Origin of the sequence: Coleofasciculus sp. G3-WIS-01 (assembly GCF_040223135.1) — a bacterium.
GTDB lineage: Bacteria > Cyanobacteriota > Cyanobacteriia > Cyanobacteriales > Coleofasciculaceae > Coleofasciculus.
The window spans coordinates 17,004-43,165 of the sequence record NZ_JAVJZI010000143.1 but is presented as its reverse complement, the minus strand read 5'-3'; the positions used below and the strand labels follow the sequence as shown (position 1 = coordinate 43,165).

Below are 26,162 nucleotides of genomic sequence, written 5' to 3'. Positions count from 1 at the left end.
AAACAATCGACGAATGACAAATGACGAATGACAAAAAACACTTTCATTCCCCTTGGTGGTTAAGTAATGGTCTGGCGATGACCCTGCACCTGGCGTTTAGAGCCTCCCGTGATTGGGAAGCGACGATTCCCTACCCAGAACCCCCCTATCGGGAGAAAATTTTTCGCGGCGCGGACAATGTACCGATTTTTGGGATTGTCGCAATTCCAGAATGTGCTAAAGGTACGATTGTGGGAACTTATGGAATTACTGGGGATTTGGATAACCAATGGTTTCTAAGACTGTTGGGGCGTAAAGCCTTTGCTCAAGGCTATGCGGTGGTGCTATTTGACTGGCGAGCCCATGGAAAAACAGCACTGTTGTCACCAACGTTAACCTCAGATGGTTTGTACGAGGGTGATGATTTTGTTCTAATCGCGGCGCAATCAAAAGCCATGGGATGTCCCGCCCCATTTTGGTTTACAGGCTATTCACTGGGCGGACAATTAGCGCTTTGGGGGATTAAATCAGCCCTTGCGATCGCACGTTTGCCAGAGGCGGTAGGATTAGAGGAGTCAGAGATTGGCGGTGGTGCGGTTATTTGTCCCAGTCTGGATTCTAACCGTTCTCTGAGGTATCTGTTAAACCATCCTTGGGGGCGGTATTTAGAACAAGCTGTCGCCCGCACCTTGAAAAAACTCGCATGGCGTCTCTACCAGGCTCATCCCCAAGACATTGATCCAGAAGCGATTAAACGGGCGAACAGTATTTGGGGATTTGATCATGAGCTAGTAATTAAGCGATTAGGCTTTTCCTCTGTGGAAGAGTACTATGATGCCAGTAGTGGACTGCATATTTTACCTCACCTGCACAAACCGACGCTGATTCTTTATGCCGCCGATGATCCGATGTTTGACCCCACAATTATTCCCGACTTGCAAGAAATTTGTGCTGATAATCCGGCGATTGACTTAAGGGTGACAAAACAGGGCGGTCATGTAGGCTATATTAGTTCTCGTGCTTGTCAGCGAGACTATCAAGATCCTGACTGCTGGTGGGCGTGGAATCGAGTGCTTGAATGGTGCGATCGCGAAACCAAAGTGTAGAGACGCGCCATGGCGCGTCTTGTGTCGGGGCGGGTTTTACGCCTATCATTTCTCACCTCATCTAGATGGAACTCGCACCCGCCCCGACTAAGTTTTAACCTTTGACCCTGCGACTACACCCAAGGCATAATTTTGACTGATTTAGGCTTCATAATGTTCACCCGTAACCTTACCCCGAAACACGATGTATTGATAGATGTTGTATGCCAACATAATCGGAATCAGAACACCGATAAAGATGATCATGAAAACCAGCGCACTGGGGTCAGCCGCTGCTTCATAAATGGTGATCTGAGTGGGAATGATGTAGGGAAATACAACCAAGGCTAACCCAATAAACGTCAGTAAAAAAAGTAGAATCGTCCAAACTAATGGCGTTCTCTCCTCATGTCGATTTAGACTTCTCAGGAGTAGCCAAATCAGCGTAATTCCCAGTAGGGGTATGGCGGCGAAGATATAAATTTGGGGTTGAGCAAATAGACGCGATCGCGCATACTCATAAAAGATAGGCGTGGTAATCGTAATCACAATCGCGCCAATTAGCGTGGTGATTGCGGCAATTCTAGCGGTTTTGTAATGGGTGGCTTGTAACTCTCCCTCTGTTTTCAGAACCAAATAGGTTGAGCCAATTAACACATACCCTTGAATTAACGTTAATGCCACGATAACAGATTGCCAAGTTAGCCAATCCCAAGTCCCGCCAATAAAATGACCCGCTTCATCAACCGTAATACCCGATAGTACCGCCCCCAAGGCAAATCCTTGACCCAGTGCAGCGCAGAAACTGCCGGCACCAAAGGCTAAATTCCAGAAGAATTTACGATTAGCTTGTTCGCGAAACTCAAACGCCACCGCCCGGAAGATAAACCCAAAAACCATAAATAAAATTGGGATGTACAAGGCAGTTAAAATCGTGCCGTAGGCTAAGGGAAATGCCCCAAACAAACCCCCTCCCATAATCACCAGCCAGGTTTCGTTAGCATCCCAAACATTACCCAAACTGGTCATTAAAATACCACGGCGTTCCTCAGTTGAAGAAGTAACCGATAAAATGCCAACCCCTAAATCAAATCCATCCAGCATCACGTAGAGGAAGAGAAATAGGGCTAAAATGGCAAACCAGACTTGGGGCAGAAAATAGGATAGTGTCTCCATACAATCTCCTACTGTTGCGCTTCTAGTGGGCGTTCATCGGGAATAAACTGTCCCGGATCAGTGTTGATACCTTCTTGAGTTTCAGAACTGGGTAAAGGGAGGTTGAAATTGGGACCTCGGCGGATAATTCGGCTACCAAAAAACAAAGCGGCACAAAATAACAGGATATAAACCCCACTGAAACTAAGTAACGACGTTAAAACATTACTGGCTGGGACATTAGACACGGCGTCTACGGTGCGGATTTGCCCGTACACTGTCCATGGCTGTCGTCCTACACAGCGAACAATCCAACCGGATTCTACAGCAATATAGCCGAGGGGCGCGGCAAAAATCCAGGCAAACAGAAGCAGACGTTGCTGGGTAATGTTTTCCGGTGAAAGCTTACCGCGTAGCCATTGTAGTAGACTCAACAGCATTAATCCGGCGAAGAAGAAGCCAATGGCAATCATGATCCGGAAGGAATAGTAGATTAACCCTAATAGATGGGGACGATTTTCAGGTTTCCACTCCTTCAATCCCAATACAGGTTCAGGTAATTCTTTTTGAAATTCCAGGATATATCCCAAGGCGTTAGGAACTTTAATTTCCCAATCATTTTGTTCGGCGGTTTCATTGGGGAATGCCAAAAGACTCCAATCTGCGGCAACTCCGGCGGGTATGGTTTCCCACTGCGCTTCCATCGCCGCTAGTTTTGAAGGCTGATAACGATACACTTGTTCGCCACTTAAATGCCCAATATAGATCTGTAACGGTGCCACTGCGATCGCAACGGCTAAGACAATTTTCAATGATTTAGAAAAGAAGGCTTGATGACGTTGGTTGAGAATGTACCAAGCGCTAATCCCACCAATCACAAACAACGATGTTTCTAGGGTGGCAAAAAACATGTGTAGAACGCTGTTCATCATGAAGGGATTGAAAATTGCCTGAAAATAATCACTGACAACAAACTTGCCATCGATAAATTCTCCACCCGATGGGGTTTGCATCCAGGAATTGGCAGCTAAAATCCAGAACGTGGATAAGTTAGCACCGAACGCTACAAGGATAGTCGCAACGTAGTGCATGATCGGATGAACACGCTGCCAACCAAACACCATAATCCCTAAAAATGCTGCTTCTAGCATGAACGCCATCGATGCTTCAAAGCCGAGAATGCTGCCAAAAAAATTACCAACAGCCTCCGAAAAGGATGCCCAGTTAGTGCCAAACTGAAATTCCATCGGCACACCAGTGGCGACGCCAATGCCAAAGTTGAGGACATACAGCTTTGACCAAAAGCGAGCATGGTAATAATAATCCGGATGGCGCGTCTTCAACCATATTCCTTCCACAATCACCAGGTAAATACCCATACCTGTGGTGAGAATGGGCCAAAGTATATGAAAAATAGCCGTCACTGCAAATTGCAGGCGTGACAGCACTACGGTATCAGACAAAAATTCCATGACTTTCCTTTACATTAAGACCTGAACAAGGTTTGGTCACAATTGACTAGAAAACTCGATCAGGCTCATGAGCCGATTCGTTCTTATCCTAACCTGCTGAAACCGTGACGGCGAGTGGCATATCCTCCCTCAGGGCATTCTTTTTTTTAGGGGGTAAGGGCTGTCGTTTAAGTTGAATGGCACACTCCTTACGGTTGGTGGGCAATGCCCACCCTACTACACTGGCAAAGTTAAAACGGTGGTCAAGTATTTTCAAGGAGACCTTATGAGAGTAGCGATTCAAAAAAATTTTACCCACAACTTTAAGCTTGCCAGTGTACTACAGTATAAGCGATTTCAAAATGCTTATTTCAGTGCCATTCCGCTTAAGTTTAAAACCAATAAAACAGGATAACCACAGGATTTGGCGTCCTTAGCGCGGTAACGTTTCCTGTGCTATATCCCCCAAGTTAAATAAGAATGGCACACTACTCTTGGAATCACCACCCATGACCAAAACTTTCGGCATTTGCGCCCCACCTTGTTTCCAGGCTTCGATGGCTTCTTTTTGCAGAACCAGTGGTCCGCCTTGCTCTCTCAGGGTTTCTGCCAATAGTCGTTGGGCTTCGGCTCTACCCTTGGCGCGATTGATGTCCGCTTGGGCTTGTTGTTCGGCTTCCCGGGCAACGTAAACAGCACGTTGCGCCCGTTGTTCAGCGATTTGTTTTTCCTCAACCGCCTTGGAGAACTCTGGGGAGAAGTTTAGGTCAACCACGCTGGTATCTAGGACGATGATGCCATACTTTTCTAACCGTTCATTCAAAGCATTATCAAAGTCTTGTTTAAGTTCAGTGCGTTTGGTGATTGCTTCTTCTACCGTTCGCCTCGCCGCTGCAACTTTGAACGATTCCTGAGTTTGAGGGGCGATAATTTTTGAGACGATATTCTGCAATGTGCCTTGTGTGCGTCGGATCGTAACCACCTGTGTCGGATCAAGGCGGAAGTTAATCGCAAAGCTAGCTGATAGATCCTGAAGATCCTTAGTAGAACTCTGGGCAGGAACTTCAAATTTTTGCACGGTTACATCATATACGTCCACCACTGAGATTAAAGGCGGCTTGATATGGATACCTTCTAGTAAGGCTCCATCTCTGGCTTTACCCAAGATGCTGATCACCCCGGCTTGACCTGGGTTGATGATCACAAAGGAGCTAAAGCTAAGGAGAATCAAGGCTGCTGCAATAATCCCTCCCACTAAAGCTTGCCAATTCTGTGAATTCTGATACTTCAACGTTTACTCTCCTTACTTCATAGCCATTGGCGACTCTTTCCAGCCTACCAATGTTCAGACCCAGTTGTGTTGATTAGGGGAAAATGGGGAAGCATGTTCCAGATGTTCTAGGGCGCGTCTGCTGTAGGGGCGGGTTTTACAGATAACATTTTGGCAATGTCTTGAAACTTAACTCGCACCCGCCCAAATCGGGAAGCGGAGGAGCGGAGGAGCCGGGAAAGCCTGTTTTAGACGTAAGGCGTGGAACTATGGCGAGCAGAGGGAATAAGGGAGATGGGGGAGTAGCAGGCTACGTCTGGAACAGGGGCGGGTTTAGTTGCATCCCTTGTGAGATAAGAAAGGATAGTAGTGAAAAGAGTCCCTACATAAGCGCCCTGCCCGACTGGGGAAGCGAAATATCATTTTTGCCCAAATATATCTAAATCTATCTCAACAAACCATAAAATGATTCATAATATTTATGAATTTGCTGGATCAATTAATTCTGAATAATGCTATGAAGGTAGATAGAGATACCTCCATGGTAGCATGTCAGGGAAAGCACATAATATTCACGCTAACTCTGGTGTTGGGTTACTCTTCGAGAAGCCTTGCCTAGGTATCTCAACCCAACCGACAAAGCTAACATGTACCTTATGTATATCGAAAAAAATGTGAGGGAGTGCTATGAAAAAAAGTATCATTAGATTCATTATCTTTGTTCTTTTCGCGTCTTGTGTAGTCATCGCGCCTCAAGTTCAATCAAGTAATACTCATTCGGTTAACTGGGGATATAGTGGGGATGCATCACCTCAAAATTGGGGAAACTTAAGTCCGAAATTTGAAACCTGTAAACTTGGCAAAGAGCAGTCTCCGATTAATCTGAACGATAAGTCAGCCTCTAGCGCTAAATCCCTTGAATTTACCTATAAAAATACACCCTTTAAAGTCATTAATAATGGTCATGCCATTGAAGTTGACTACAAGGCTGGAAGTTATATAGAAATTGAAGGTAAGCGGTATGAACTGCTCCAGTTTCATTTCCATTCTCCCAGCGAACACAGGGTTAAGGGTGAAGCCTATCCCATGGAAGCCCACCTGGTTCACAAAAGTCAGGATGGACAATTGGCGGTTGTTGGAGTTTTCCTAAAAGAAGGTCAATACAATCCATTTATTGAAACCTTATGGGCGAATATACCAACCCAGAAAGGAGAACGAATCGTCCGGGGTGTGACGATTAATGCTAGTGCGTTACCGCCACAAGACAAGTCTTATTATCATTATACGGGTTCATTAACTACCCCACCTTGTACAGAAGGGGTCGAGTGGTATGTTTTGAAACAGCCAATTGAGATATCATCCCAGCAGATAGCTAAATTTAAGTCAGTTTATAGCGGTAATGCTCGACCTGTTCAACCTCTGAATCAACGAGTTATTGAAACCAAAGAGTTTTAAGTTAGTATGGGGAGGGTTTGGGGATTTTAGGTTTGGCTATTGATAACCTTTGTGCAAAACCAGCCCGGATGTAGAGACGTTGCATGCAACGTCTCTACATCCCCATATTCCTCATTTCCATCTGTTACCTGTTCCCCAATCTTAGACGGATACAGGAGTTTTCAGGAGAGTGACAAAGTTCGATAGAATTTGTAAACCTGCTGTGGACGATTTTTCGGGATGGAACTGAACTGCCATCATATTATCCCGCGCGATCGCAGCCGTTACGGTTTGTGATCCGTGTGTCACTGTAGCGGCGCGAATCGTCGGATCAACAGGCTCAACGTAGTAGGAATGGACAAAATAAACTTGTGGGTTCTCAGATAGCTGCATCCACAAGGGACAATCCGGTTGAGTGAACTCCAAATGGTTCCACCCCATGTGCGGAATGCGGATATCCGGTTCTGGCTGAAATCGCCGCACTTTCCCCGGGATAATCCCTAATCCGGGTTCCTTTCCTTCTTCTGAACTTTCAAACAGAATTTGCAACCCTAGACATATACCCAGGAACGGTTTACCGCTAGCAATCACCCGTTTAATCGGTTCCTCGAGTCCGCGCGATCGCAAATGCTGTACGGCTGGGTCAAATGAACCCACTCCCGGTAGTACCACCGCATCCGCCTGTTCAATCTCAGCCGCGATATCTGTCACCTTGGTTGTTGCACCCGCATTCTCCAACCCTTTACAAGCCGAGTGCAGGTTACCCATATCGTAATCGACCACCGCAATGATTGGCATGAACCGATTCCTCGTTATTTTTATGGTTCAATCTATATTTTAATGAGTTCGGTGCTAATCGATAATGTCAACAACTATCCTTTTGACATCCTTTCAAACCTGGTTACCTGATCACAAATCCAATGCGTCCGATGATTTACTGCTGAAAATCCAACAAGAGAGTAACCCGTTTCCGGAACAAGCCATATCCTTGGCGTATCTGAGACAGCTACCCGTTGACGTATTTCCAGCCAGTGATTTAGCGATCGCGGAAATTGAACACCTGCAACCTGATGTAGTAATCTGTTGCGGCATGGCTGAATCCCGTTCCCGATTAACCGTAGAAGCTGGGGCAACGCCTCGATACCTTGTTGCTCAAGTCTATTGGTTGGTTTATTATATAGTTCTTCAGAAAATCTTCAGCTTTAAAGGGTTGTCCTATTATCTTTCCGCCTTCCTTGGCAACAAGACAAACGTCGAGACTCACTTCCTCAACACCTCTGTAGACTTAGAGGAACTATTACCGGGATTAACCGAAACTGAGATTAGTTACGACGCGGGTAAATTTGTCTGTGAAGGACTCTATTATCAACTATTAAGCTATTTGCGCGATTATTCCCCGACAACTGGTTGTATCTTTGTCCACGTTCCCCTACTAACGCCCGAAAACCTATCCACAATTTTGACAGACTTTCGCCTAATTATTTCCAGAATAGCAGTTTTGGCAATGATTCAACGCCAAAACCAAATAAGACAGACAACTACTGCTGCTTAGAGACAAAGACAACATAGATTCCTTCTCGTTTCAATAGAGGGCGAGCCGAGCAAAAGGGAAAACCGATTAATTTTGTTAACTCGCCCTCATCTTTAATTAACCGTGATTTTTCGATAATCATTTATGATCATCCCCTGTAGGGGCGAGTCGCCGGACTAGCGTTAAAGGAAAAACCGATTAATTTTGTTGACTCGCCCTTATCTTGAGTTAATACCAAATCCGGGTTGACTTTACTGTCTGTGAGATTGATCCCCAGGTGGGCGACTTTGGCGAAAACTGATAATTAACAAGCAGATAATCCCTAGATTAATAAAAACATCAGCAAAATTAAACACTGGAAAAGGGACGAGTTTAATATGGCGAAAATTGACTAATACAGGAAACTTGACGATCGGAAACTCCAGAAAATCAACCACACAGGTTAACTGTTTTCCATTAACGATACAATCATTAAAAAATCGGTCAATTCCATTGCCTAATGCACCCCCTAAAATAAACCCGTAGCCTAACTGCTCAATAGGTTTCAGCCGGGAACCAAACCATGCCAACCCCATTAAACCCAGACTCACTGCCAGTGATAGCCAGCGCAGCCAAACTCCGCCCTTACTAAACAGACTAAATGCTGCCCCGGTATTCGTCACATACGTTAAGTGAAAAATACCGGGAATCAGAGGCAAAGTTTCGTATAATGCAAAATTTTTTACCACTAAATATTTAGTCAGTTGATCCAAAATTAAACTAACAGCGGCAATTATCCAGAAGTAACGATTTTTTCTAAAAGGCATAGTCAATTGGTTGACATCGAATATTACCACTGTGACATCCTCCTACACTAAATGCTTGGCATTATAGTGTAGGTACGATTCAATGAGTTGATACAACCGCTTCTAAACTCAACAGATTCATCAACCGTTCAATGTCAAAATGTTCTTTCATAAGCTGTTGGACGCATTGTGCTTTTATGGATTCGCGCAGGCGTACTTGACCAAAAGCGCGATCGATAATTTCTACAGTGGTGAGGGTATCGAGATCCACCGATAAAATCGGGATTTCCAATTCTTCAGCACGGTTGACAATTAACGGTTGGGGTGGTATTTTACCTGTTAAAATCAGACAGTGGGTTGAGGTTTCCAGTGCTGCCATTTGGATATCCGTGCGATCGCCTCCGGTAACCACTGCCATGTGTTTGCCTTTGCGGAAGTATTTTAGGGCAGAGTTGACATTCATCGCGCCAATGGTCAAACTTTGAACCAATAAATCTATCCGATCCGGACGGCAAAGCACTTGAGCATCCAGTTGATGAATCAATTCTCGAACCGTAACGCTGCGAAGTAAGTCATTTTGGGGTAACATCCCCAATACAGGAATACCTTGCGCCTCTAGAAAAGGTTGGACAGTGGATTGAACGATTTCCAGTTGATCAGCCGGAATCGCATTAATCACAATTCCCCGTAAGCGATCGCCAAGTTGGTGTTTGGCAGATAGCAGCGTTTCCACCAGTAACACCGAATGAAAACGGCTGACTAATACAATGGAAGCCTCTATTTCCTGAGCAATGTTCAGCAACGAGAGGTCAAATAGATTGCCTTCAAAAAGCGTACTCGGTCCTTCGAGTACCATTAAATCGCCAATCGGAGGCTGGAGATAGGACTTCAGCGATTGACGGTAATTGGTAGAATCCTCACCGCGTAAGCGTTTTTGCATCGTCTGATCATCCAGACAGACTAAAGGCGATCGCACCTGCTTTTCTGGTAAGTTAAGGATTTCTGGAATAAACTGCACATCATCGCCGTCCCAATCCAGTTGATTGGCATGTCCAGCGCTGCCTAAGAGCTTACCATAACCAATATCCAGTCCCTTGCTTTTGAGCTGATGGGCGATGCCCAGAATAATGGCAGACTTGCCACTATACGCTTCAGTTGATCCGATTAGTAAATAATTCACGGATTTTGTCACCCCTAATTTCACTCCTCCGTTCAAATTGCCACTTGAGTTTACTCGTCACGTAGTAGTTTTCGATAAAATGTCTGGGAAAAATCGGTCAAGCGAGTGCGCTTGAAATTCAAAATGACTTCGATTAAGTAATTAATAAATTCAGAATTTGCCAAAGTTACCTCATAACTGAGTTCCGCATTCCCATCAAACTGTAATCGGCAGCGGGTGAGTTCCGAAGGTAGCTTAGAGACAAACCAGGTTGCCACAAAGGGAATGCTCTCACCGCCTTCAATACGGCGACTCCCTTCTAAGGAACCCTGTTGATACAGACTAATCGCCAGGGGGAGGGCATTGCGTTTAGCGCCTTGATAGTAAGGCATGTAGACACCGACGGCGCCTTTATCGGCAGGCTGAAGTTTCTCGATTGACATAGCTGACTAACGTCTTGTTCCGGTATGGAGAATGTCATGCACTCTCGTTAGAGGTTAATAAATTATAGGAAACCGATGCGGTTAAACTAGATAGATCTCTCCATTAATTGTTTACTCTACCTCGATCTTAGGCGTTTTTGGTTCCTGTATGCTAATTTCTAATGAAGCATTTATACTAAAACTGCAATTAGCCATGAGTGAGACAATCTTTAGCAAGATTATCCGTCGGGAAATCCCGGCTGACATTGTTTATGAGGATGATCTAGTCCTAGCTTTCAAAGATATTACGCCCAAAGCCCCCGTTCATATTCTGCTCATTCCCAAAAAACCGATTCCCCAGCTAGCGGCGGCTGAGTCGCAAGATCACGCCCTTATGGGACATCTGCTGTTAACTGCTAAGCGAGTGGCTGAACAAGTAGGTTTGAATCAAGGGTATCGGGTGGTGATCAACAACGGGGCTGATGGCGGTCAAACCGTGGATCATCTACATTTACATATTTTGGGCGGACGCCAGATGCAGTGGCCCCCCGGTTAAAAGTTGGGGTGTGGGGGGCACAGGTGCACAGGGGCAGGGATATAATTCCTTCAAGATTATTTGAATAACTTGACCGATTTATCGCTTACTCTGCCCTTTATTCCGTTAGTAGTAGAGCCAGAGTTCGAGTTAGTCGTGACGAACAAATATAGCGGTTCTCCAGTAGGGGCACCATCCTTGCGCCCGATTTAACCGTAAAATCTATTGTGCCAAAGTCTTTAACGGTGAGTGGTGCGTTACGCTTCACTCTCCTCACCCTACAGATTTACCTGAAGCGCTGTCAAGCTAAGCTTTAAGATAGTTACCACATCGGCTTCGGGTTGGAATCAGCGAATTCCCATTACCATAGCCTAATATAAATGTCACTGACTGGTATGTTGGTGGGCAGTGCCCACCCTACGGTATATCAAGGGTGGAGGCGCTCCCAAACTGCACGCTTTTCAGTGCTATTCAACCTAATATGGGCTTACTGTGTAATAAACCCCCCTTGGATTATGCGCCTTAGCCTAGAACCCTTTACTGTTCACAAGCGATTCCCCTTAACCATTAGTCGCGGTACAACCTCCCAAAGCACCAATATCTGGGTGCGGCTAGAACATCAGGGGATAGAGGGTTGGGGTGAAGCTTCTCCCTTTGCGATCGCGACTCCATCCCATCCCTTAACTAAACCTCCACAAACCACTCAGATGCTGTTAACCGCACTTGAGTTACTTATACCCATATTAGAAGCATATACACCCTGGGAACGCCAGAAAATCGAACGAGTCTTGGCAGAAACTGATGCACCATCGGCGGCTAGGGCGGCGATTGATATTGCATTACATGATTGGTTAGGAAAACAGCTAGGTGTTCCCTTATGGAAATTGTGGGGATGTAATCGTCACCGGATTGTGCCAATTTCCGCCACGGTAGGAATTGGTACACCTGAAGCCGCACAAGAACGAGTGCGAGATTGGATACCGATCACTGGGGGTAATGTGCTTAAAATTAAACTCGGTTCTCCCGACGGAATTGAAGCCGATCGCGAAATGCTATTAGCCATCCGAAACGTCGCCCCCCAAGCCCAGTTAACCGTTGATGCGAATGGTGGTTGGAGTTTAGACGACGCTGTAAAAATGTGCGACTGGTTAGCCCCACAAGGTGTCAAATACGTCGAACAACCCCTTAGAGCCGGACAAGAGGCGGATTTGCCTCATTTGTATTCGCGATCGCCTTTGCCTATTTTTGTCGATGAAAGCTGCTTTACCAGTCGGGATATTCCTCCCCTGGCTGATTGCATTCATGGGATTAATATCAAACTAATGAAATCCGGTGGATTAACCGAAGCATTGCGGATGGTACATACTGCCAAAGCCTATGGATTACAGGTGATGTATGGCTGCTATTCCGATAGTACCCTCGCCAATACCGCCGCGTCTCACTTATCCTCTTTCGCCGATTATCTGGATTTAGACAGCCATTTGAACTTAGCAGACGATCCCTTCACCGGGGCAACTCTTCAAGATGGAAGATTGATACCAAATAACTTATCAGGATTGGGAGTGCAACGCCATGTATCTGACGAGTGATCAGCCTGTTGCTATTTTACTACATGAAGGGATTCGCGGCGATCAGGGGAAAACCGGATTAACGCTGCTACGATATAGCGAAGCAACTGTCGTGGCGGTGATTGATAAGGATTGTGCTGGAGAATCTTTATCTGAATTAACTGGAATTAACTGTAATGCGCCGATTGTGGATTCAGTGAGTTCCGCCCTCGCCTACAATCCCACGATTTTAGCGATTGGAATTGCCCCATCGGGGGGACGATTGCCAGAGGTTTGGTGGCAAGAAGTTAAGCAGGGAATCGCGGCTGGACTTTCTGTTTATAACGGTTTGCATACGCCAATGGCATCTGATCCAGAGTTACAAGAATTACTCAAACCCAATCAACAAATTTGGGATATTCGCCAGGAACCCAAGGGTTTGGGGATTGGTAAAGCCCAAGCGCGATCGCTATCTTGTCAACGTATTTTAACGGTTGGCACGGATATGGGTGTGGGTAAGATGTCTACCAGTATTGAGTTTCATCGCGCCGCTTGTCGAAAGGGAATTAAGTCTAAGTTTTTGGCAACGGGTCAAGCGGGGTTAATGATTGCTGGGGATGGCATTCCTTTAGATGCAATTCGGGTCGATTTTGCGGCGGGTGCGGTTGAACAAATCGTGATGAAATTTGGCAAGGATTATGAGTTGTTAATGATAGAAGGGCAGGGTTCACTGATTCATCCCGGTTCTACGGCAACCTTACCCCTAATTCGAGGCACACAGCCCACAGGTTTAATATTAGTTCATCTCGCTGGACAACGACATATTCGCCATTGCCCGGATGTGCTGATTCCACTGTTACCAGAGGTTATTCGACTGTATGAAACCGTGGCTAGGGCGGGAGGGGCATTTGCACCGGTGTCAGTGGTGGCAATAGCCTTGAATACTGGGCATTTGAGAGATGGGGAAGCAAAAGACGCGATCGCGCAGGTTCAGGATGAGACGGGTTTACCTTGTACGGATGTGGTGCGGTTTGGGGCTGATTTGTTGGTTGATGCTGTCATGGAAACGTTATAATATTTTCCCTATTTGATGGATTAGAATTACATCCTCCAAACCGTAGGGGCGCACGCTCCGTGCGCCCTATTGCCAACGTGCGCCCATCAAATCGTCAAATCTATTCCACTATTTTAGATGTGTTAGTTTGGTCGGCAATTTAGTGCCTTAAAATGTCCGATGTGTCGGCGTCGGAATTATTTTTTTTAACGCAGAGGGCGCAGAGGGTAGCGCAGAGGTACGCAGAGGAATTGAAGGTATTTGAGGGGAAATTGTTGAGATTTGGAGAAGTAAGCGGAAATGATAAGATAGGTTGTCTATCTGTTCAATTTTTGCTCATAGGTGCTGACGCAGATGCTTGACGAAGGCGCATTTCTTCCTTAATTGCTAAAGACTGCTGATGGTATGCTATTGCCTGTTGGTATTCCCCTAGGGAATCGTAAGCATTGCCCAAATTATGCAGAGAACAAGCAATGCCATGGCGATCGCCAAACCAACTGACGCAAATCTTGTTCAATGCTTTTGATATCAGGTTCTTCTTTTTGAGAAAAACCTAACCCCCCCAACCCCCCTTCCCTGCCAGGGAAGGGAGGAGAATTCGTATAAATGTTGCTTCTAATATTGCTCCCCTCTCCCACCCCCCTTTCAAAGGGGGGCAAGGGGGGATGGAGAGGGGTTGGGGGAGAGGTTATTTGCACCAACGCCATCGCTGAATTAAAAGGAATCCGATAAACACATACCCCCAATACCAATTGCTGCATTCTCTGACTAATCTGCCCAAAACTCTCATTTAACACCCGCCGCATCCAGATATCGACTGTACCCCGATGCAATCCGGTTAAATTATCACCCCTTAACAAATGGGATATATCCGCCAACTCATAGCGCTGCAAATACCGAATCTGGGGATCGAATTCTTCCTCTTCTAATAAAAACCCAGCCACCAGCTTTAATAATAATGGATGTCCCTCTACCTTCTGGGAAAACTCGACTAATTCCTCCTCTATTCCCCGAATTCCCAACGCCTGCAATAACGTCGCCCCTTCCAAAGGTTCTAATCCCGGTAAGGATAACCATTGACATCGAATCGGTGGCAAATCCAGACGTTCCCTGGTTGTCACCAACACCACACTTTTCCCGCCACATTCCAACCAGCCATATAAAAATTGCCGATAGGATTCATCGCGAATAGAGGTATTCTTGTTATCCCCACCATCAGATTGCAACAGAGTTTCCAAATTATCCATTACCAGCAAATACCGCCCCTGGCGCAGATGATTTACCAATACATTCCCCAGGGATTGTTCGGGTATCGCCTCAATGGTTTCCGGAGATACTCCAAATTTCAATAAGACGCGCCGCGCTAACTCGGTAAACCCAATCCGGCTAATATCAGCCCAAACTTTATCGTCAAATTCTGTACTATCCTCGTCGTAAACCTTCGCCGCTAGCGTCGATTTTCCTAACCCACCGATACCCGTAATTCCAATTAACCGAGTATTCCCATCCGCCATCCAATCCCGAATGGTTTGGCGTTCTAACTTTCGCCCTTGCCAATTATCGGTACTGGGGCGAATTTCATCTAAATTGGGTGGGGTGCTGCGCTGATTTTCTACCAGTAGTCAGTAGTTGTTTGTGGTATCTCTCCCGCCAATTCGCCCAATGGAGTCGGCTTTAATATCGCTAATAATATCCCCTGTGGTGTCAGCTTTCACTTCAACCGTGCGGCTGCTGCGATCGCTCTTTTTATTCACAGTCCGCTGATCGGCTATACTACTTATATTCACAACCTGTCCTGCCAGACGTTGCACCTCTTGGGCAAAGGCGGTATCTTGGTTCATCACCGCTTGCAAATACTCCGTCACCCGTGCTAAGTCGGGTTGAGAACCCTTTTGGGCGGCTGCGATCGCGCGATCGGCATCTGGATATCTTGACAATTTGCGCTTTATGGTATCTCGCAGTTTAACAATTGCGCCTTCTGTTGCCTTGCCTACCCCGGTTTCGATAACCGCACCACATAAGATTTTGGCAGCTTCTACGGCGATTAATTCTGGTATCATAGCTGACGCAGCGAATGATAATTGTGTCTATTCTATCCCACCATTTTAGCTGTACCAGTCCTGTACTCGTAAAAAATTGACTGACTGGAAAAAGCAAATAGGTATTTTTTATGAATATCAATTTCTTGTTTCATATTTTTTCTCTTGAATAACTTAAAAAGCTGTCTCGTCAAAGAAGAGACAGCTTTATCGACGTACAATCCAACTGAGTGTAGGGGCAATTCATGAATTGCCCCTACACCATCAGCGATTAGTAATCGAAATCGCCCATACCAGCGCCAGCGCCAGCACCAGCACCTTCCTTGGGTTCAGGCTTGTCAACCACGATACATTCAGTGGTCAATACCATCCCCGCGATAGAGGCTGCATTTTGCAGGGCGGAACGAGTCACCTTGGCGGGGTCAACGATACCGGCTTCAAACATGTCAACGAACTCATTCGTCGCCGCGTTATAGCCAACATTAAAGTCTTTCTCTTTCACCCGCTCAGCGATAACCGCACCATTTTGACCCGCATTCTCAGCAATCCGCTTCAGGGGCGCGGCTAGCGCACGAGAAACAATCATTGCCCCAATCAAACCTTCACCGGTCAGGTTTTCATTTGCCCAAGATTCCAGGGTAGGAGTCAGATGAGCTAGAGTCGTACCACCACCGGGAACAATCCCTTCTTCTACCGCCGCTTTGGTCGCGTTAATCGCGTCTTCTAAGCGCAGCTTGCGGTCTTTCATTTCAGTTTCCGTAGCCGCCCCGACTTTTACCACCGCAACGCCACCAGACAGCTTCGCCAAACGCTCTTGCAGTTTCTCCTTGTCGTAGGAAGAATCAGATTCTTCAATCTGACGACGGATTTGTTCACAACGGGCTTTAACCGCCACTTCGTTGCCTTCAGCCACAATCGTGGTATTGTCTTTGGTGATGTTGATGCGACGCGCTTTACCCAGCATATCTAGCTTGGTGTTTTCCAGCTTCAGACCCGCGTCTTCGGTGATCACTTGACCACCTGTCAATACCGCGATATCTTCCAGCATAGCCTTACGGCGATCGCCAAAACCAGGAGCTTTAACCGCAGCTACATTCAGCACACCGCGCAGACGGTTGACCACCAGAGTCGCCAGGGCTTCTTTTTCAATGTCTTCAGCCAGAATTAGCAGAGGACGACTCGAACGAGCAACTTGCTCTAGCACAGGTACTATATCCTGAACCAGGGTAATTTTCTTATCGGTAATCAGGATGAAGGGTTCTTCCAGAATCGCTTCCATCCGCTCCATATCGGTGGCGAAGTAGGGCGAGATGTAGCCCTTGTCAAAGCGCATCCCTTCGGTGATTTCTAATTCAGTGGTCATAGATTTCCCTTCTTCGAGGGAAATCACGCCTTCTTTGCCCACCTTATCCATTGCTTGGGCAATCATCGAGCCAACTTCTTCGTCGTTACCGGCAGAGATGGAACCGACTTGAGCAATGGCTTTAGAATCTTCAACAGGACGGGAATTTTCAGCAATCTTGTCCACCAAGAAAGTAATGGCTTTGTCAATCCCCCGCTTCAGGGCGATGGCATTCGCACCAGCCGCAACATTCCGCAATCCTTCTTTGACCATGGCATGAGCCAGCACGGTAGCGGTTGTAGTACCGTCACCCGCCGCATCATTAGTCTTAGACGCAGCTTGACGAATCAGGGCGACACCCGTGTTTTCTACGTGGTCTTCCAATTCGATTTCTTTAGCAATGGTCACTCCGTCATTGACAATTTGAGGAGCGCCAAATTTTTTCTCTAGAACCACGTTGCGACCTTTAGGACCGAGGGTAACGGCAACGGCTTCTGCCAGAATATCCATACCCTTTTCCAGGGCGCGACGAGCATTTTCGTTGTAAATGATGCGCTTAGCCATAGATTTCAGTGATGTTGAGTCTGAGAATTGAACGGTGAATTATTAGAAATTGGCATGAGTTCATCATTCAGGAGAATTGCCAGATCCCTGGCTTAGTGTACTCCTGAACGTTTAGGGAGCAAGACTAGGAAACGACGGCGAGGATGTCTTTTTCTGAAAGTAGAACATACTCCTCGTTGCCTAGTTTGATATCAGTACCGGCATACTTAGAGTAGAGAACTTTGTCGCCAATTTTGACTTCCAGTTCCGAGCGAGAGCCATCATCGTTGCGCTTCCCAGGACCTGTCGCGACAATTTCCCCGATTTGAGGCTTCTCTTTCGCGTTGTCGGGTAACAGGATGCCACCTGCAGTTTTCTCTTCCGCGGCACTGACCTTGACAAAAACGCGATCGCCTAATGGCTTGACTGTAGAAACACTCAGAGATACGGCTGCCATTGAATTCCCTCCTAATTAGTGTGGTTTAGTCTCACTTCGCACTTTCTGCTGTTGAGTGATTAGCACTCTCTGCTTCTGAGTGCTAATTTACTCAACTAAGGCATCAAACTGCAATCAATGTCCGGGTACGGGTTCCCGAACTAAAGGATGGGTAGTGAAGTAGGGGTGTTGGGTGAGGGGTAGGGCGGGTTTGGCAAAAAAGTTAGCTAAAACAATTAGTGTTGGTCCCTAAACCCGCCCCGGAAAGACGAATAATGGCACGTCTGGAACACTTAAAACTCAAGACCTGTAGTGACGCGCTACCCTACAGGATAATGGGAATTTTTAGGGGGTAAGACAGATTACGATGAATACAGCATCAGACAAAACACTGTTGGCAAAAAATGTACATAGCCTAGGACTCAATCAAATTCAACGCCATATTTTGCTGTGCGCTGACCAGACTAAACCGAAGTGCTGCTCTAAACAAGCGGGTCTTGATTCCTGGGACTACTTAAAAACCCGTCTGAAACAGCTCAAGCTGGATCAACCCACTCAGAAGCGACAAAGCTGCGTCTTTCGTACCAAAGCCAACTGTCTGCGCGTCTGTGCTAGCGGTCCTATTCTGGTAGTTTACCCGGATGGTGTTTGGTATCGTAACGCGACGCCAGAGGTCATCGAACGGATTATCCAAGAGCATCTTATTGGCAACAAAATTGTCGAAGACTATGCTTTTTTAATTCATCCTCTTCCAGAAACCGATCAATCTCCTATCTCCGAACCTGCAGGAGTTAAAAGAGCCGACAGTCAATTCAAACCGCAGATAACTCCCGAAAAAGTCGCCCGTGTAGATCAACCCAAAAGTCCTTGGACCCAGATTTTCCAGCGCTTCTGGAGGAGCTAAGTAGGTGGGAAAAATTAAACTTAACGGCTCTTCTCACCCTGACTACTGGAGAGCCTTTAGTTTTCTGGTTCAGTAGACTAAAATAGGACGTAAACTACCCGCCTACTAACCGAATCGAGCGGTCTAGCGGGGGTCTCCACGGGGGGAGAAAATGAAAGAAAACGGTATCAGAACTAACAAGCAACTGCTGCTGATTGACGATGACCCTAATCTAATTTTGCTCGTTAAGGACTACCTAGAGTTTCGCGGGTACAAAGTGATCACGGCGGAAAATGGTCGAGAGGCGCTGGATGTTTTAGAGCAAGATATTCCAGACATGATCATTTGTGATGTGATGATGCCAGAGATGGATGGCTATGCTCTGGTTGAGTATGTTCGGCAAGATCCGCGCATGAACTGGGTTCCCGTGCTATTTCTCTCTGCCAAAGGACAAAGCCATGATCGGGTAAAGGGACTCAACACCGGCGCCGATGTTTACATGGTCAAACCATTTGAGCCAGAAGAATTGGTCGCTCAAGTTGAATCTTCTCTGAGACAGGCTAGCCGCTTAACGACTCGCTCCCCGACACCTGCAGGAGAGCCGCCATCTAACATTAAAGTTCCCGCCCATGTGGAATTGACACCAACTGAACTGAAGGTTGTACAGTTTGTGGCACGGGGGTTGGCAAATCGGGAAATTGCCAAGGAGCTTAATGTGAGTCAGCGCACGATTGAAAGCCATGTTTCTAATATGCTGAGCAAAACTGGATTGCATAACCGTACCGAATTAGCTCGTTGGGCAATTGAAAGTTGTCAGGCTTAGAGGTCATTGTTTTATGTCATTCGTCATTCGCCAAAAACTTCCATACCTGAGTCAGGGCGGGTTTAGTCTCATCTAGGTGAGGTAATAAACGATAATAGTGAAAAGAGCCCCGACACAAGCGCCATGCTCGACTAGCAAGGGCGTTGGGTCAAAATTCAAAACTCAAAACTATTCCCTGTTCCATCTTGTGATTCATAGTTCGTTACAATTGAGAGGACACGACGCACTATGCATCAAGGACGAAGGACAAAGGACAAATGACCGATGGCTGAACTTCCTCAAACCTTAGACGAAGCGATCGCTCAAGCTCGCGAAGCGACACAAGCTGCTCTCAATGATGGATATACTCGCCTGCAAGTCGAGTTAGTTTTTCCAGAGATTGCCTTGCAAGCCCAATCCCTTGCATGGCAATTTACCCCTATCTTTGAACAGTATGGTTCGGGGCTAAAGGTTCTCTTTCCTGATACTGGGGCTGCTGCACTCGCCCGTCGAGACTGGGGAGAAACACCGTTTAAAGTGACAGACATTGGCACAAGTCGCTCCCCTGTCGAAAGTAAAATTCAGCCAGAGGATGAGGCGTTTTTGATTGTTGCTCCCTCGGCGGTGGAAGTGACTCAAGTGGAAAAACTCTGCAATTTGGCTGGCGATCGCCCCTGCGTTTTACTCATTCCTCAGCTTGAAGATCTCAAAGTGGTTGGTATTGGCTACGCCGCACGTCAACTCCGTGAACGGTTTCTCAGCACCCTAACCTCTTGTTACTACGTCCAACCTCTTGATGGGGCGGCTCTTTTGCGGGTTTATCCGGGAATGTGGCAAATCTTGCTGGAGGGGGAAAATGCCTATCAGCTTATTGCTGAAGAACCGCAAAAACCTGTAGGAGATGCCTTAGAATTGATTATTGCCAAAGTAACGGGTAGCACTGACTCAGAAGAAGTGTCTGCGCCCAAAAAAACCGGGTTTCTCTCTACACTACAGAGCTTTTTAGATGCATTGAGTCGTTAATCAAAAATCTAAACACTAAACTTCAAAACCACAGGATATACAGCGTCTTTTTCCCAAAAATGTTGAAAAAGCGTCATTTATGATATGATTCTACACTTCAATATGTCAATGGGATAATTGCAATTGAATAGAAAATTCCGATAGAGGGTGCAAAAACCAACCGTAAATCTTCCCTGGAACATGTCCAATGAATCCTTCTTGTGAGGAGAATGAGCCAAACCTATTCCATAGGGAAGCATCTCTCCAAGCCTTCTTCGATCTTTCTCCTGATTTGTTGTGTATCCGTGACAGTAACGGGTATTTTAGGGAACTCAACTCCGTTTGGGAAAAGACTCTAGGCTGGACGTTGGATGAACTGCGATCGCGTCCTTGGTTAGAGTTTGTTCATCCTGATGATGTGGCATTTACTTTTGATATGGAGAATCAATGTTACACTCTCCAGGATAATACAACCCCGATACGCCTTAAACATCGCTTTCGTTGTCGAGACGGAAGCTATCGTTGGCTGTCTTGGCGTTTGGGAGCCTATCAAAATAGTGTCAGCTATGGCATTGCCCAAGATGTCACCGAAAGCAATTGGCGAGGTAGTCAGGCTTATCGTAAAGGAGTACAGGAAACCGTTAAGCTAAGGGATCAAGCGATCGCGGCGAGTAGTGTTGGCATTGTCATTGCTGATGCGCGTTTGCCGGATATGCCCCTTATCTATGTTAATCCTGCCTTTGAGAAAATAACGGGTTACTCTGCCGCTGAAGTCTTGGGTTACAATTGCCGTTTCTTGCAAGGAAAAGATACTAATCAGCCTGCTGTGACTCAACTTCGTGCTGCGATAAAAGCTGGACAACATTGCACCGTTACCTTACTCAATTACCGGAAAGATGGAACACCATTCTGGAATGAATTGACAATTTCGCCCATTCATGATGATAGAAATAATCTGACTCATTTCGTGGGAATTCAATCGGATATTAGCGATCGCATCAAAGCTGAACAAGCTCTGCGCTTAGAACAACAAAAGTCAGAAAAGTTATTGCTAAACATTTTACCCAAGACTATTGTTGAGCAATTAAAACAATTTGAGGGAACTTTAGCGCAACAATTTACTGAAGCCACTATCTTATTTGCCGATATTGTCGGTTTTACTCACTTTGCGGCTCAAATATCTCCCTTAGAACTGCTTAATCTATTAAATCAGATTTTTTCTGTTTTTGATCAATTAGCCGAAAAACATGGCATTGAGAAAATCAAAACGATTGGCGATGCTTATATGGCTGTGGCGGGTTTACCTGTAGTGAATGATCTCCATGCCGAGGCAATTGCTCAAATGGCATTGGATATGCAACAAGCCATTCAACAGTTTAAAACACCACAAGGGGAACCCTTCCAAATTCGCATTGGCATTAATACGGGACTGGTGGTAGCTGGTGTAATTGGGATTAAAAAGTTTAGTTATGATCTTTGGGGAGATGCAGTTAATGTGGCGTCTCGCATGGAATCATCTGGACTTCCGGGGAAAATTCAAGTGACGGCGGCGACAAAAAAGCGTTTGCAGGATCAGTATGTATTTGAAGAACGGGGTGCGCGCGTGGTTAAGGGAAAAGGGAAAATGACTAGCTATTGGCTTATCGGGAAGCAGGAGTTGTAGAGACGCATGCTACGTCTGGGAGATGGGGAAGTTCAAAATTCAGCCAGGGCGAGTTTAGTACAAAATGTTCTTGTACTAAAATGGTGGAATAGGTTGTAGGTTGGGTTGACGCAAGGAAACCCAACGGAATCTAGGGCTAAGGTTCCCTACTACAAACAAACTATAGTTGTTTAACATAAACGCGATCGCACCGCTTTGTCTCTACCCCTGTGGTTGGCTGATAGCCGCTATTTTCATAAAGCTGGATGGCTTCTTGGAGAGCGCTGGCGGTTTCAATCCAAATTTTTTGGAAACCCCGATTGGCGATTGTTTGTTCAAGCTGTTGCAATAAAAATTTACCGAGTCCTTGTCCTCTAAACTCTGGAAGCAGGTACATTTTACGAATTTCTACAGCGTTTTTGCCGCGTTCTACTGGATAATACGCCGAGGTTCCCACAACTTTACCTTGGTATTCGATTACCCAAAACTCTCCCCCAACCGTTTGATAGAAGGTTTCGACGTCAACCACATCGCGATCGGCTCCCCTAGGTTCCCAGGTTAAGCCGTATTCTGATAAGACGGAACCAATCACCTCAGGGGCGGTGACGCGATCGCGCGGTTCGCAGTCCCGAATTAAAAAGTCACGGTAATAGGCTTTCATCGTATACGAAATCAATGCTATCCAGCTTTATTATCGTCTTTGGTTGCCTCTCGATCAACTGTCAGGCAAACGGCTACAGTTATAAGTACCTGGACATAAATTATGGTAAGCTGTACTAAAAAATGTTAACAAGCATCAAATCTTTACTGTTTCCTTTTCTCCAATCTCAACCGTTTTACACTACATTAATAAACAATAAACCATAAAACATAAAATCCCAATAATGCTCGACCTCTGGGATATAACCCTTTTTTGACCTTCGTTTTGCTCAAGGGCATGTTTTTAAGTGAGCGAAGCATTGGCGACAAAAATTTGACAATAGAACCAAAAATCTGGGTGCGAATGCTTCTCCCCTATGAATGGGACGAATGCAACCCCCAACTTCGGATACACCAACTGACTGTAAATGTTACAACATTTTAAGAGGTGGAACAGAACTAAAATGCTAATATGGCTTCCAATAAGTTTCGTCGCCAGTTGCGTCAAGAAGCACAGCAATGGCAGAGTGAGGGGTTAATTGATGCCTCTGTCTATGAACAACTTGCCCAACGCTATCAATTTGAGGAACTCGAAACTGCTTCCCGTAAGCAATTTGTCTCGATTCTTCTGTTGATAGGTAGTATTCTTTTAGGCGTAGGTACGATTATGCTTATCGCCGCCAACTGGCAAGTTTGGTCGCGAGAGTTTAGAGTAGCGTTACTCCTGCTTCTGTTTATTGGATTAAATACAGCAGGCTTTTATTTATGGCAACGTCCTAAAGGAGGAAAACGCCATTTAGGAAAGACATTGCTAGTGCTAGGGGCGCTGACACTGGGGGCAAATATGGCGCTGATGTCCCAAATCTTTCACCAAAATAGACCCCCTTACCAGTTGCTGCTGCTTTGGGGACTCGGTGTCTTAGGGATGGCGTATAGCTTGCGGTTAACGGGGTTAGGGATACTTTCTGCCCTTTTGATCACAATTGGATATATCCAGGGACAAGGACAACCAGAATTTTTAGCCCTTGGAGAGATAGCATGGCTGCGGCTAATGGTACGATTTATGCCCGTAGTATCGGGTGTGATGTTTATTCCCTTAGCCTACTGGTGCGGTTCTCGGTGGATTTTTCGCCTCGGTGCGATCGCGGTGATTTATTCGTTGGAATTCAAATTAGTACACCTCAACCTTTTAGTCGCCCCCGCCTGGGTTAGCGCGATCGCTTGCGCCCTTCCGCCAGCATTGTTATGGGGATACAGGGATAAGTTTTGGAGACGGTATCTCGAAAATGCTAACTCCTTTGAGACTACAGCCCGCACGCTTGCCATTATTTTCCTCAGTCTCTTATTTTCCCTCTTATCGTTCTATTGGATGTGGAATGTCTCCTTTATACCATCTGCTAACAATACCTCTCATGTACCATGGTACATTTTGGTCAATCTGTTTATCTTAGTCAGCTTAACCATTTGGGAATGGCTGAATAGTTGGCGTCAGTTCAACCGAATAACTGGCTTTGTGGCATTCATGATTGTTATTAGTGCTGTCATTCCCTATTGGCATCTAAGCACGGGTTCTTTAGATATCGCTGCTGTACTAACTTTCAATTTACTCTTACTAGTGTTAGCTGTCGGTTTAATCCGTAAGGGAATCACCCAAGCCCAACGACGCTTTTTCTGGGGAGGGTTAGTGTTGTTAACGTTGCAAGTATTAAGTCGGATGATAGAGTACAACACCGATTTACTGTTCAAATCCCTAGTTTTTTTATTGTGTGGTTGCGGTCTTATAGCGGCTGGGGTAAGTTTTGAATACTATATTCGCGCTCAACACTCTAAATAGGAGCTGCTGAATAAGTGTTGTTGTGGGGATAGGTGTTAGAGCGTCTGCATCAATAATTCGATAACCGTTTAGCATGGCAAATACAGCGCTTTGCGCTGTAATAAAGTACAGTAGATAAAAATCCCCCTTTTCGATCCCCCTCCCGTCCCCCTTAAAAAGGGGGAAGCCAGCGGATGCTTCGCTTTTATTGCACGGGGGATGCGAGGGGGATCGACAATGTACCGCATAGCAGAGCAAACTGCTGTAAGTTATCATTTGTTATTGGTTATTGGTCATTTTCCAATGCCTCACAAAAGGCTCTAGCGTGATTAAATCTTCAATATTGTGTTGCATTGTTGTGCAAATTGTATCTAAGGGTAAGTCATTGCTATCATAACCAAAGGGATTTTCGATTTCAATGGCAATTTCCTCAATCCCAAACACAGCAAAACTAATCACTCCCACAACTATCCCAGTTAGCCAATTCAGTTCGCTAACTATAGTAAATGGCAGTGATAGGCAATAAATTAATAACAATTGTTTCAAATGAATCGAATAAGCTAAAGGGATAGGAGTCTTGAGAATCCGTTCACACATCCCTAAAAGGTCAACCATTATATCGAGTAATTTCAACATGGCAGTGAGTTGATAGGTGTTGAGGTAATCCCGTTCGTGCTGCTTTTGCAGATAATCTCCAATCCAAAAAGCAATTTCCAGGGGTGGGTGATTCATGGATTGGAGGATTTGATACCGCTCTGCTGACATCAACGGTTCTAACTCACGGTGCAATCGCTCTCCTCGGAGATGTTGCTTAGTCGCTACAGCAAACGCTACTAATAAGCGCAAGGTTTCCTCTTTAGCCTGTTTATCTTCTGAGCTATTTTCGGCGATGGCAGTCCAAATATGACGAGCCAAGTTACGAACTGTATTAACTATCATTCCCCAGATTTTACGACCTTCCCAAAAACGTTCGTAAGCCGTATTGGTTCGGAAAACTAAGAGTAAACCTAAGACAAGACTGGGAACCACTCCACTCAAAACTGGCAAAAACACGGAAAATCCAAGCTCATAAAAGAGTGAAATAACCAAACCAAAAACACTGCATAAGATAACGCGAGGTAAAATAGCTATAATGACTGACCCTTTTAAATTTAAAGCAAGACGAAACCAATTCCGTTTCTGCCAATCCGGGTCATTAATTGAAATTGGCATCGCTACTTTGTTTTTTCTGCCTGTTTTCCCAAAAAACCTTTGAATTAATTTACTCATTTTTTAACACATAAACTATTTTTGCTTTTGGATTTTTAATTATTACAATAATTTGAGTCCTGACAGTAAAAAAATCATGTCTTCAACTAACATTTTTTTGTAGTACAATAAAAGCGAGTAATCTCAGAACCGTCTTAAAATATTTGTACAGCACTTTCTAACACGGTGTAGTACAGGAACTATGATCTAGTGTTTTTCTACTCTTGGAAAGATTGTATCACATCGAGCATTAAAACGTTGTACTTACGATAATCTCCGGGGAGTCATAGCTCTTATGGCTACAGACAGAGCCGCCTCGACATTTATCCTAGTTAATCTAGAAGAGTTAACATTCTCAAGATAAAT

The 26,162-nt window shown here is 45.5% G+C and carries 26 protein-coding genes; 11 read left to right on the top strand and 15 right to left on the bottom strand.

Annotated features, from left to right (window positions below):
- Nucleotides 1-20 precede the first annotated feature (20 nt).
- Nucleotides 21-1,085 carry a YheT family hydrolase gene (locus RIM23_RS14315; protein WP_446367907.1) on the top strand — a complete coding sequence of 355 codons (1,065 nt, stop codon included), beginning with the start codon at nt 21-23 and terminating at the stop codon, nt 1,083-1,085.
- 141 nt (nt 1,086-1,226) lie between these two features.
- On the opposite strand, the gene RIM23_RS14310 is transcribed toward RIM23_RS14315, so the two are convergent.
- The 3 genes from RIM23_RS14310 to RIM23_RS14300 all read right to left on the bottom strand — a co-directional run bounded on the left by RIM23_RS14310 (nt 1,227) and on the right by RIM23_RS14300 (nt 4,961).
- Nucleotides 1,227-2,240 (bottom strand): cytochrome d ubiquinol oxidase subunit II, encoded by a 1,014-nt coding sequence (locus RIM23_RS14310; RefSeq protein ID WP_446367906.1) that lies wholly within the window; start codon nt 2,238-2,240, stop codon nt 1,227-1,229.
- Between the two features lie 8 nt (nt 2,241-2,248).
- The gene (locus tag RIM23_RS14305) at nt 2,249-3,691 is read right to left on the bottom strand and encodes a cytochrome ubiquinol oxidase subunit I (protein WP_446367905.1); all 1,443 of its coding nucleotides are present in this window, start codon (nt 3,689-3,691) and stop codon (nt 2,249-2,251) included.
- A 412-nt stretch (nt 3,692-4,103) separates the two neighbouring features.
- On the bottom strand, nt 4,104-4,961 hold the full coding sequence (locus tag RIM23_RS14300; RefSeq protein ID WP_446358002.1) for a prohibitin family protein: 858 nt from the start codon (nt 4,959-4,961) through the stop codon (nt 4,104-4,106).
- Nucleotides 4,962-5,627: 666 nt separating this feature from the next.
- Here RIM23_RS14300 and RIM23_RS14295 point away from each other — a divergent pair.
- Complete coding sequence (locus tag RIM23_RS14295; RefSeq protein ID WP_446367904.1) at nt 5,628-6,395, top strand: carbonic anhydrase; 768 nt, start codon at nt 5,628-5,630, stop codon at nt 6,393-6,395.
- 141 nt (nt 6,396-6,536) lie between these two features.
- Here RIM23_RS14295 and hisH read toward each other — a convergent pair whose 3' ends face one another.
- A complete protein-coding gene (gene hisH / locus RIM23_RS14290) occupies nt 6,537-7,172 on the bottom strand; it encodes an imidazole glycerol phosphate synthase subunit HisH (protein WP_446367903.1) in 636 nt (211 codons plus the stop codon).
- Nucleotides 7,173-7,236: 64 nt separating this feature from the next.
- Between hisH and RIM23_RS14285 the strand changes: the two genes are divergently transcribed.
- Nucleotides 7,237-7,926, top strand: a complete 690-nt coding sequence (locus RIM23_RS14285; protein WP_446367902.1) for a peptidase C15 — start codon at nt 7,237-7,239, stop codon at nt 7,924-7,926.
- On the opposite strand, the gene RIM23_RS14280 is transcribed toward RIM23_RS14285, so the two are convergent.
- The 4 genes from RIM23_RS14280 to ebsA all read right to left on the bottom strand — a co-directional run bounded on the left by RIM23_RS14280 (nt 7,913) and on the right by ebsA (nt 10,292).
- Nucleotides 7,913-8,047, bottom strand: coding sequence for a hypothetical protein (locus RIM23_RS14280; RefSeq protein ID WP_446367901.1), 135 nt, complete (start codon nt 8,045-8,047; stop codon nt 7,913-7,915). The two genes, RIM23_RS14285 and RIM23_RS14280, sit on opposite strands and share 14 nt — an antisense overlap.
- A gap of 109 nt (nt 8,048-8,156) precedes the next feature.
- Nucleotides 8,157-8,711, bottom strand: coding sequence for a signal peptidase II (gene lspA / locus RIM23_RS14275; RefSeq protein WP_446367900.1), 555 nt, complete (start codon nt 8,709-8,711; stop codon nt 8,157-8,159).
- 79 nt (nt 8,712-8,790) lie between these two features.
- Nucleotides 8,791-9,882, bottom strand: coding sequence for a phosphotransacetylase family protein (locus tag RIM23_RS14270; protein ID WP_446367899.1), 1,092 nt, complete (start codon nt 9,880-9,882; stop codon nt 8,791-8,793).
- 38 nt (nt 9,883-9,920) lie between these two features.
- Entirely contained in the window at nt 9,921-10,292 is a 372-nt protein-coding gene (gene ebsA / locus RIM23_RS14265) for a type IV pilus biogenesis protein EbsA (protein WP_446358015.1), read from the bottom strand.
- A gap of 193 nt (nt 10,293-10,485) precedes the next feature.
- On the opposite strand from ebsA, the gene RIM23_RS14260 reads away from it, so the two are divergent.
- The 3 genes from RIM23_RS14260 to RIM23_RS14250 all read left to right on the top strand — a co-directional run bounded on the left by RIM23_RS14260 (nt 10,486) and on the right by RIM23_RS14250 (nt 13,428).
- On the top strand, nt 10,486-10,827 hold the full coding sequence (locus tag RIM23_RS14260) for a histidine triad nucleotide-binding protein (protein ID WP_446358017.1): 342 nt from the start codon (nt 10,486-10,488) through the stop codon (nt 10,825-10,827).
- 494 nt (nt 10,828-11,321) lie between these two features.
- A complete protein-coding gene (locus RIM23_RS14255; protein WP_446367898.1) occupies nt 11,322-12,395 on the top strand; it encodes a dipeptide epimerase in 1,074 nt (357 codons plus the stop codon).
- A complete protein-coding gene (locus RIM23_RS14250) occupies nt 12,379-13,428 on the top strand; it encodes a DUF1611 domain-containing protein (RefSeq protein ID WP_446367897.1) in 1,050 nt (349 codons plus the stop codon). The genes RIM23_RS14255 and RIM23_RS14250 overlap by 17 nt, the downstream gene beginning before the upstream one ends.
- 304 nt (nt 13,429-13,732) lie before the next feature.
- On the opposite strand, the gene RIM23_RS14245 is transcribed toward RIM23_RS14250, so the two are convergent.
- From RIM23_RS14245 to groES, 5 genes are all read right to left on the bottom strand, one after another.
- Complete coding sequence (locus tag RIM23_RS14245) at nt 13,733-13,861, bottom strand: tetratricopeptide repeat protein (protein ID WP_446367914.1); 129 nt, start codon at nt 13,859-13,861, stop codon at nt 13,733-13,735.
- 1 nt (nt 13,862) lies between these two features.
- Nucleotides 13,863-14,921 carry an NB-ARC domain-containing protein gene (locus RIM23_RS14240; RefSeq protein WP_446367896.1) on the bottom strand — a complete coding sequence of 353 codons (1,059 nt, stop codon included), beginning with the start codon at nt 14,919-14,921 and terminating at the stop codon, nt 13,863-13,865.
- Between the two features lie 108 nt (nt 14,922-15,029).
- Nucleotides 15,030-15,467 (bottom strand): hypothetical protein, encoded by a 438-nt coding sequence (locus RIM23_RS14235; RefSeq protein ID WP_446367895.1) that lies wholly within the window; start codon nt 15,465-15,467, stop codon nt 15,030-15,032.
- Nucleotides 15,468-15,717: 250 nt separating this feature from the next.
- Complete coding sequence (groL, locus tag RIM23_RS14230; protein WP_446367894.1) at nt 15,718-17,352, bottom strand: chaperonin GroEL; 1,635 nt, start codon at nt 17,350-17,352, stop codon at nt 15,718-15,720.
- A 124-nt stretch (nt 17,353-17,476) separates the two neighbouring features.
- Complete coding sequence (groES, locus tag RIM23_RS14225) at nt 17,477-17,788, bottom strand: co-chaperone GroES (protein WP_446339129.1); 312 nt, start codon at nt 17,786-17,788, stop codon at nt 17,477-17,479.
- Between the two features lie 346 nt (nt 17,789-18,134).
- Here groES and RIM23_RS14220 point away from each other — a divergent pair, with 346 nt between their 5' ends.
- The 4 genes from RIM23_RS14220 to RIM23_RS14205 all read left to right on the top strand — a co-directional run bounded on the left by RIM23_RS14220 (nt 18,135) and on the right by RIM23_RS14205 (nt 22,117).
- The gene (locus RIM23_RS14220) at nt 18,135-18,671 is read left to right on the top strand and encodes a (2Fe-2S) ferredoxin domain-containing protein (RefSeq protein WP_446367893.1); all 537 of its coding nucleotides are present in this window, start codon (nt 18,135-18,137) and stop codon (nt 18,669-18,671) included.
- Nucleotides 18,672-18,822: 151 nt separating this feature from the next.
- Nucleotides 18,823-19,473 carry a response regulator transcription factor gene (locus tag RIM23_RS14215; RefSeq protein ID WP_446367892.1) on the top strand — a complete coding sequence of 217 codons (651 nt, stop codon included), beginning with the start codon at nt 18,823-18,825 and terminating at the stop codon, nt 19,471-19,473.
- A 264-nt stretch (nt 19,474-19,737) separates the two neighbouring features.
- Nucleotides 19,738-20,475, top strand: coding sequence for a DUF1995 family protein (locus RIM23_RS14210; RefSeq protein ID WP_446367891.1), 738 nt, complete (start codon nt 19,738-19,740; stop codon nt 20,473-20,475).
- Between the two features lie 187 nt (nt 20,476-20,662).
- Nucleotides 20,663-22,117, top strand: a complete 1,455-nt coding sequence (locus tag RIM23_RS14205; RefSeq protein WP_446367890.1) for an adenylate/guanylate cyclase domain-containing protein — start codon at nt 20,663-20,665, stop codon at nt 22,115-22,117.
- A 160-nt stretch (nt 22,118-22,277) separates the two neighbouring features.
- On the opposite strand, the gene RIM23_RS14200 is transcribed toward RIM23_RS14205, so the two are convergent.
- Nucleotides 22,278-22,757 (bottom strand): GNAT family N-acetyltransferase, encoded by a 480-nt coding sequence (locus tag RIM23_RS14200; protein WP_446367889.1) that lies wholly within the window; start codon nt 22,755-22,757, stop codon nt 22,278-22,280.
- A 450-nt stretch (nt 22,758-23,207) separates the two neighbouring features.
- Here RIM23_RS14200 and RIM23_RS14195 point away from each other — a divergent pair, with 450 nt between their 5' ends.
- Nucleotides 23,208-24,569 carry a DUF2157 domain-containing protein gene (locus tag RIM23_RS14195; protein ID WP_446367888.1) on the top strand — a complete coding sequence of 454 codons (1,362 nt, stop codon included), beginning with the start codon at nt 23,208-23,210 and terminating at the stop codon, nt 24,567-24,569.
- A gap of 258 nt (nt 24,570-24,827) precedes the next feature.
- On the opposite strand, the gene RIM23_RS14190 is transcribed toward RIM23_RS14195, so the two are convergent.
- Nucleotides 24,828-25,760, bottom strand: coding sequence for a bestrophin family protein (locus RIM23_RS14190; RefSeq protein WP_446367887.1), 933 nt, complete (start codon nt 25,758-25,760; stop codon nt 24,828-24,830).
- Nucleotides 25,761-26,162: the final 402 nt, after the last annotated feature.

Bases quoted from the DNA above. Each gene is read 5' to 3' on its own strand.
- RIM23_RS14305 (WP_446367905.1), bottom strand. From the start codon at position 3,691: ATGGAATTTTTGTCTGATACCGTAGTGCTGTCACGCCTGCAATTTGCA.
- RIM23_RS14210 (WP_446367891.1), top strand. From the start codon at position 19,738: ATGGCTGAACTTCCTCAAACCTTAGACGAAGCGATCGCTCAAGCTCGC.
- RIM23_RS14205 (WP_446367890.1), top strand. From the start codon at position 20,663: ATGAATCCTTCTTGTGAGGAGAATGAGCCAAACCTATTCCATAGGGAA.
- lspA (WP_446367900.1), bottom strand. From the start codon at position 8,711: ATGCCTTTTAGAAAAAATCGTTACTTCTGGATAATTGCCGCTGTTAGT.
- RIM23_RS14220 (WP_446367893.1), top strand. From the start codon at position 18,135: ATGAATACAGCATCAGACAAAACACTGTTGGCAAAAAATGTACATAGC.
- RIM23_RS14280 (WP_446367901.1), bottom strand. From the start codon at position 8,047: ATGATTATCGAAAAATCACGGTTAATTAAAGATGAGGGCGAGTTAACA.
- RIM23_RS14255 (WP_446367898.1), top strand. From the start codon at position 11,322: ATGCGCCTTAGCCTAGAACCCTTTACTGTTCACAAGCGATTCCCCTTA.
- RIM23_RS14295 (WP_446367904.1), top strand. From the start codon at position 5,628: ATGAAAAAAAGTATCATTAGATTCATTATCTTTGTTCTTTTCGCGTCT.
- RIM23_RS14235 (WP_446367895.1), bottom strand. From the start codon at position 15,467: ATGATACCAGAATTAATCGCCGTAGAAGCTGCCAAAATCTTATGTGGT.
- groL (WP_446367894.1), bottom strand. From the start codon at position 17,352: ATGGCTAAGCGCATCATTTACAACGAAAATGCTCGTCGCGCCCTGGAA.
- RIM23_RS14285 (WP_446367902.1), top strand. From the start codon at position 7,237: ATGTCAACAACTATCCTTTTGACATCCTTTCAAACCTGGTTACCTGAT.
- RIM23_RS14250 (WP_446367897.1), top strand. From the start codon at position 12,379: ATGTATCTGACGAGTGATCAGCCTGTTGCTATTTTACTACATGAAGGG.
- RIM23_RS14260 (WP_446358017.1), top strand. From the start codon at position 10,486: ATGAGTGAGACAATCTTTAGCAAGATTATCCGTCGGGAAATCCCGGCT.
- hisH (WP_446367903.1), bottom strand. From the start codon at position 7,172: ATGCCAATCATTGCGGTGGTCGATTACGATATGGGTAACCTGCACTCG.
- RIM23_RS14190 (WP_446367887.1), bottom strand. From the start codon at position 25,760: ATGCCAATTTCAATTAATGACCCGGATTGGCAGAAACGGAATTGGTTT.
- RIM23_RS14215 (WP_446367892.1), top strand. From the start codon at position 18,823: ATGAAAGAAAACGGTATCAGAACTAACAAGCAACTGCTGCTGATTGAC.
- RIM23_RS14200 (WP_446367889.1), bottom strand. From the start codon at position 22,757: ATGAAAGCCTATTACCGTGACTTTTTAATTCGGGACTGCGAACCGCGC.
- RIM23_RS14195 (WP_446367888.1), top strand. From the start codon at position 23,208: ATGGCTTCCAATAAGTTTCGTCGCCAGTTGCGTCAAGAAGCACAGCAA.
- RIM23_RS14310 (WP_446367906.1), bottom strand. From the start codon at position 2,240: ATGGAGACACTATCCTATTTTCTGCCCCAAGTCTGGTTTGCCATTTTA.
- RIM23_RS14315 (WP_446367907.1), top strand. From the start codon at position 21: ATGACGAATGACAAAAAACACTTTCATTCCCCTTGGTGGTTAAGTAAT.
- ebsA (WP_446358015.1), bottom strand. From the start codon at position 10,292: ATGTCAATCGAGAAACTTCAGCCTGCCGATAAAGGCGCCGTCGGTGTC.
- RIM23_RS14240 (WP_446367896.1), bottom strand. From the start codon at position 14,921: ATGGCGGATGGGAATACTCGGTTAATTGGAATTACGGGTATCGGTGGG.
- groES (WP_446339129.1), bottom strand. From the start codon at position 17,788: ATGGCAGCCGTATCTCTGAGTGTTTCTACAGTCAAGCCATTAGGCGAT.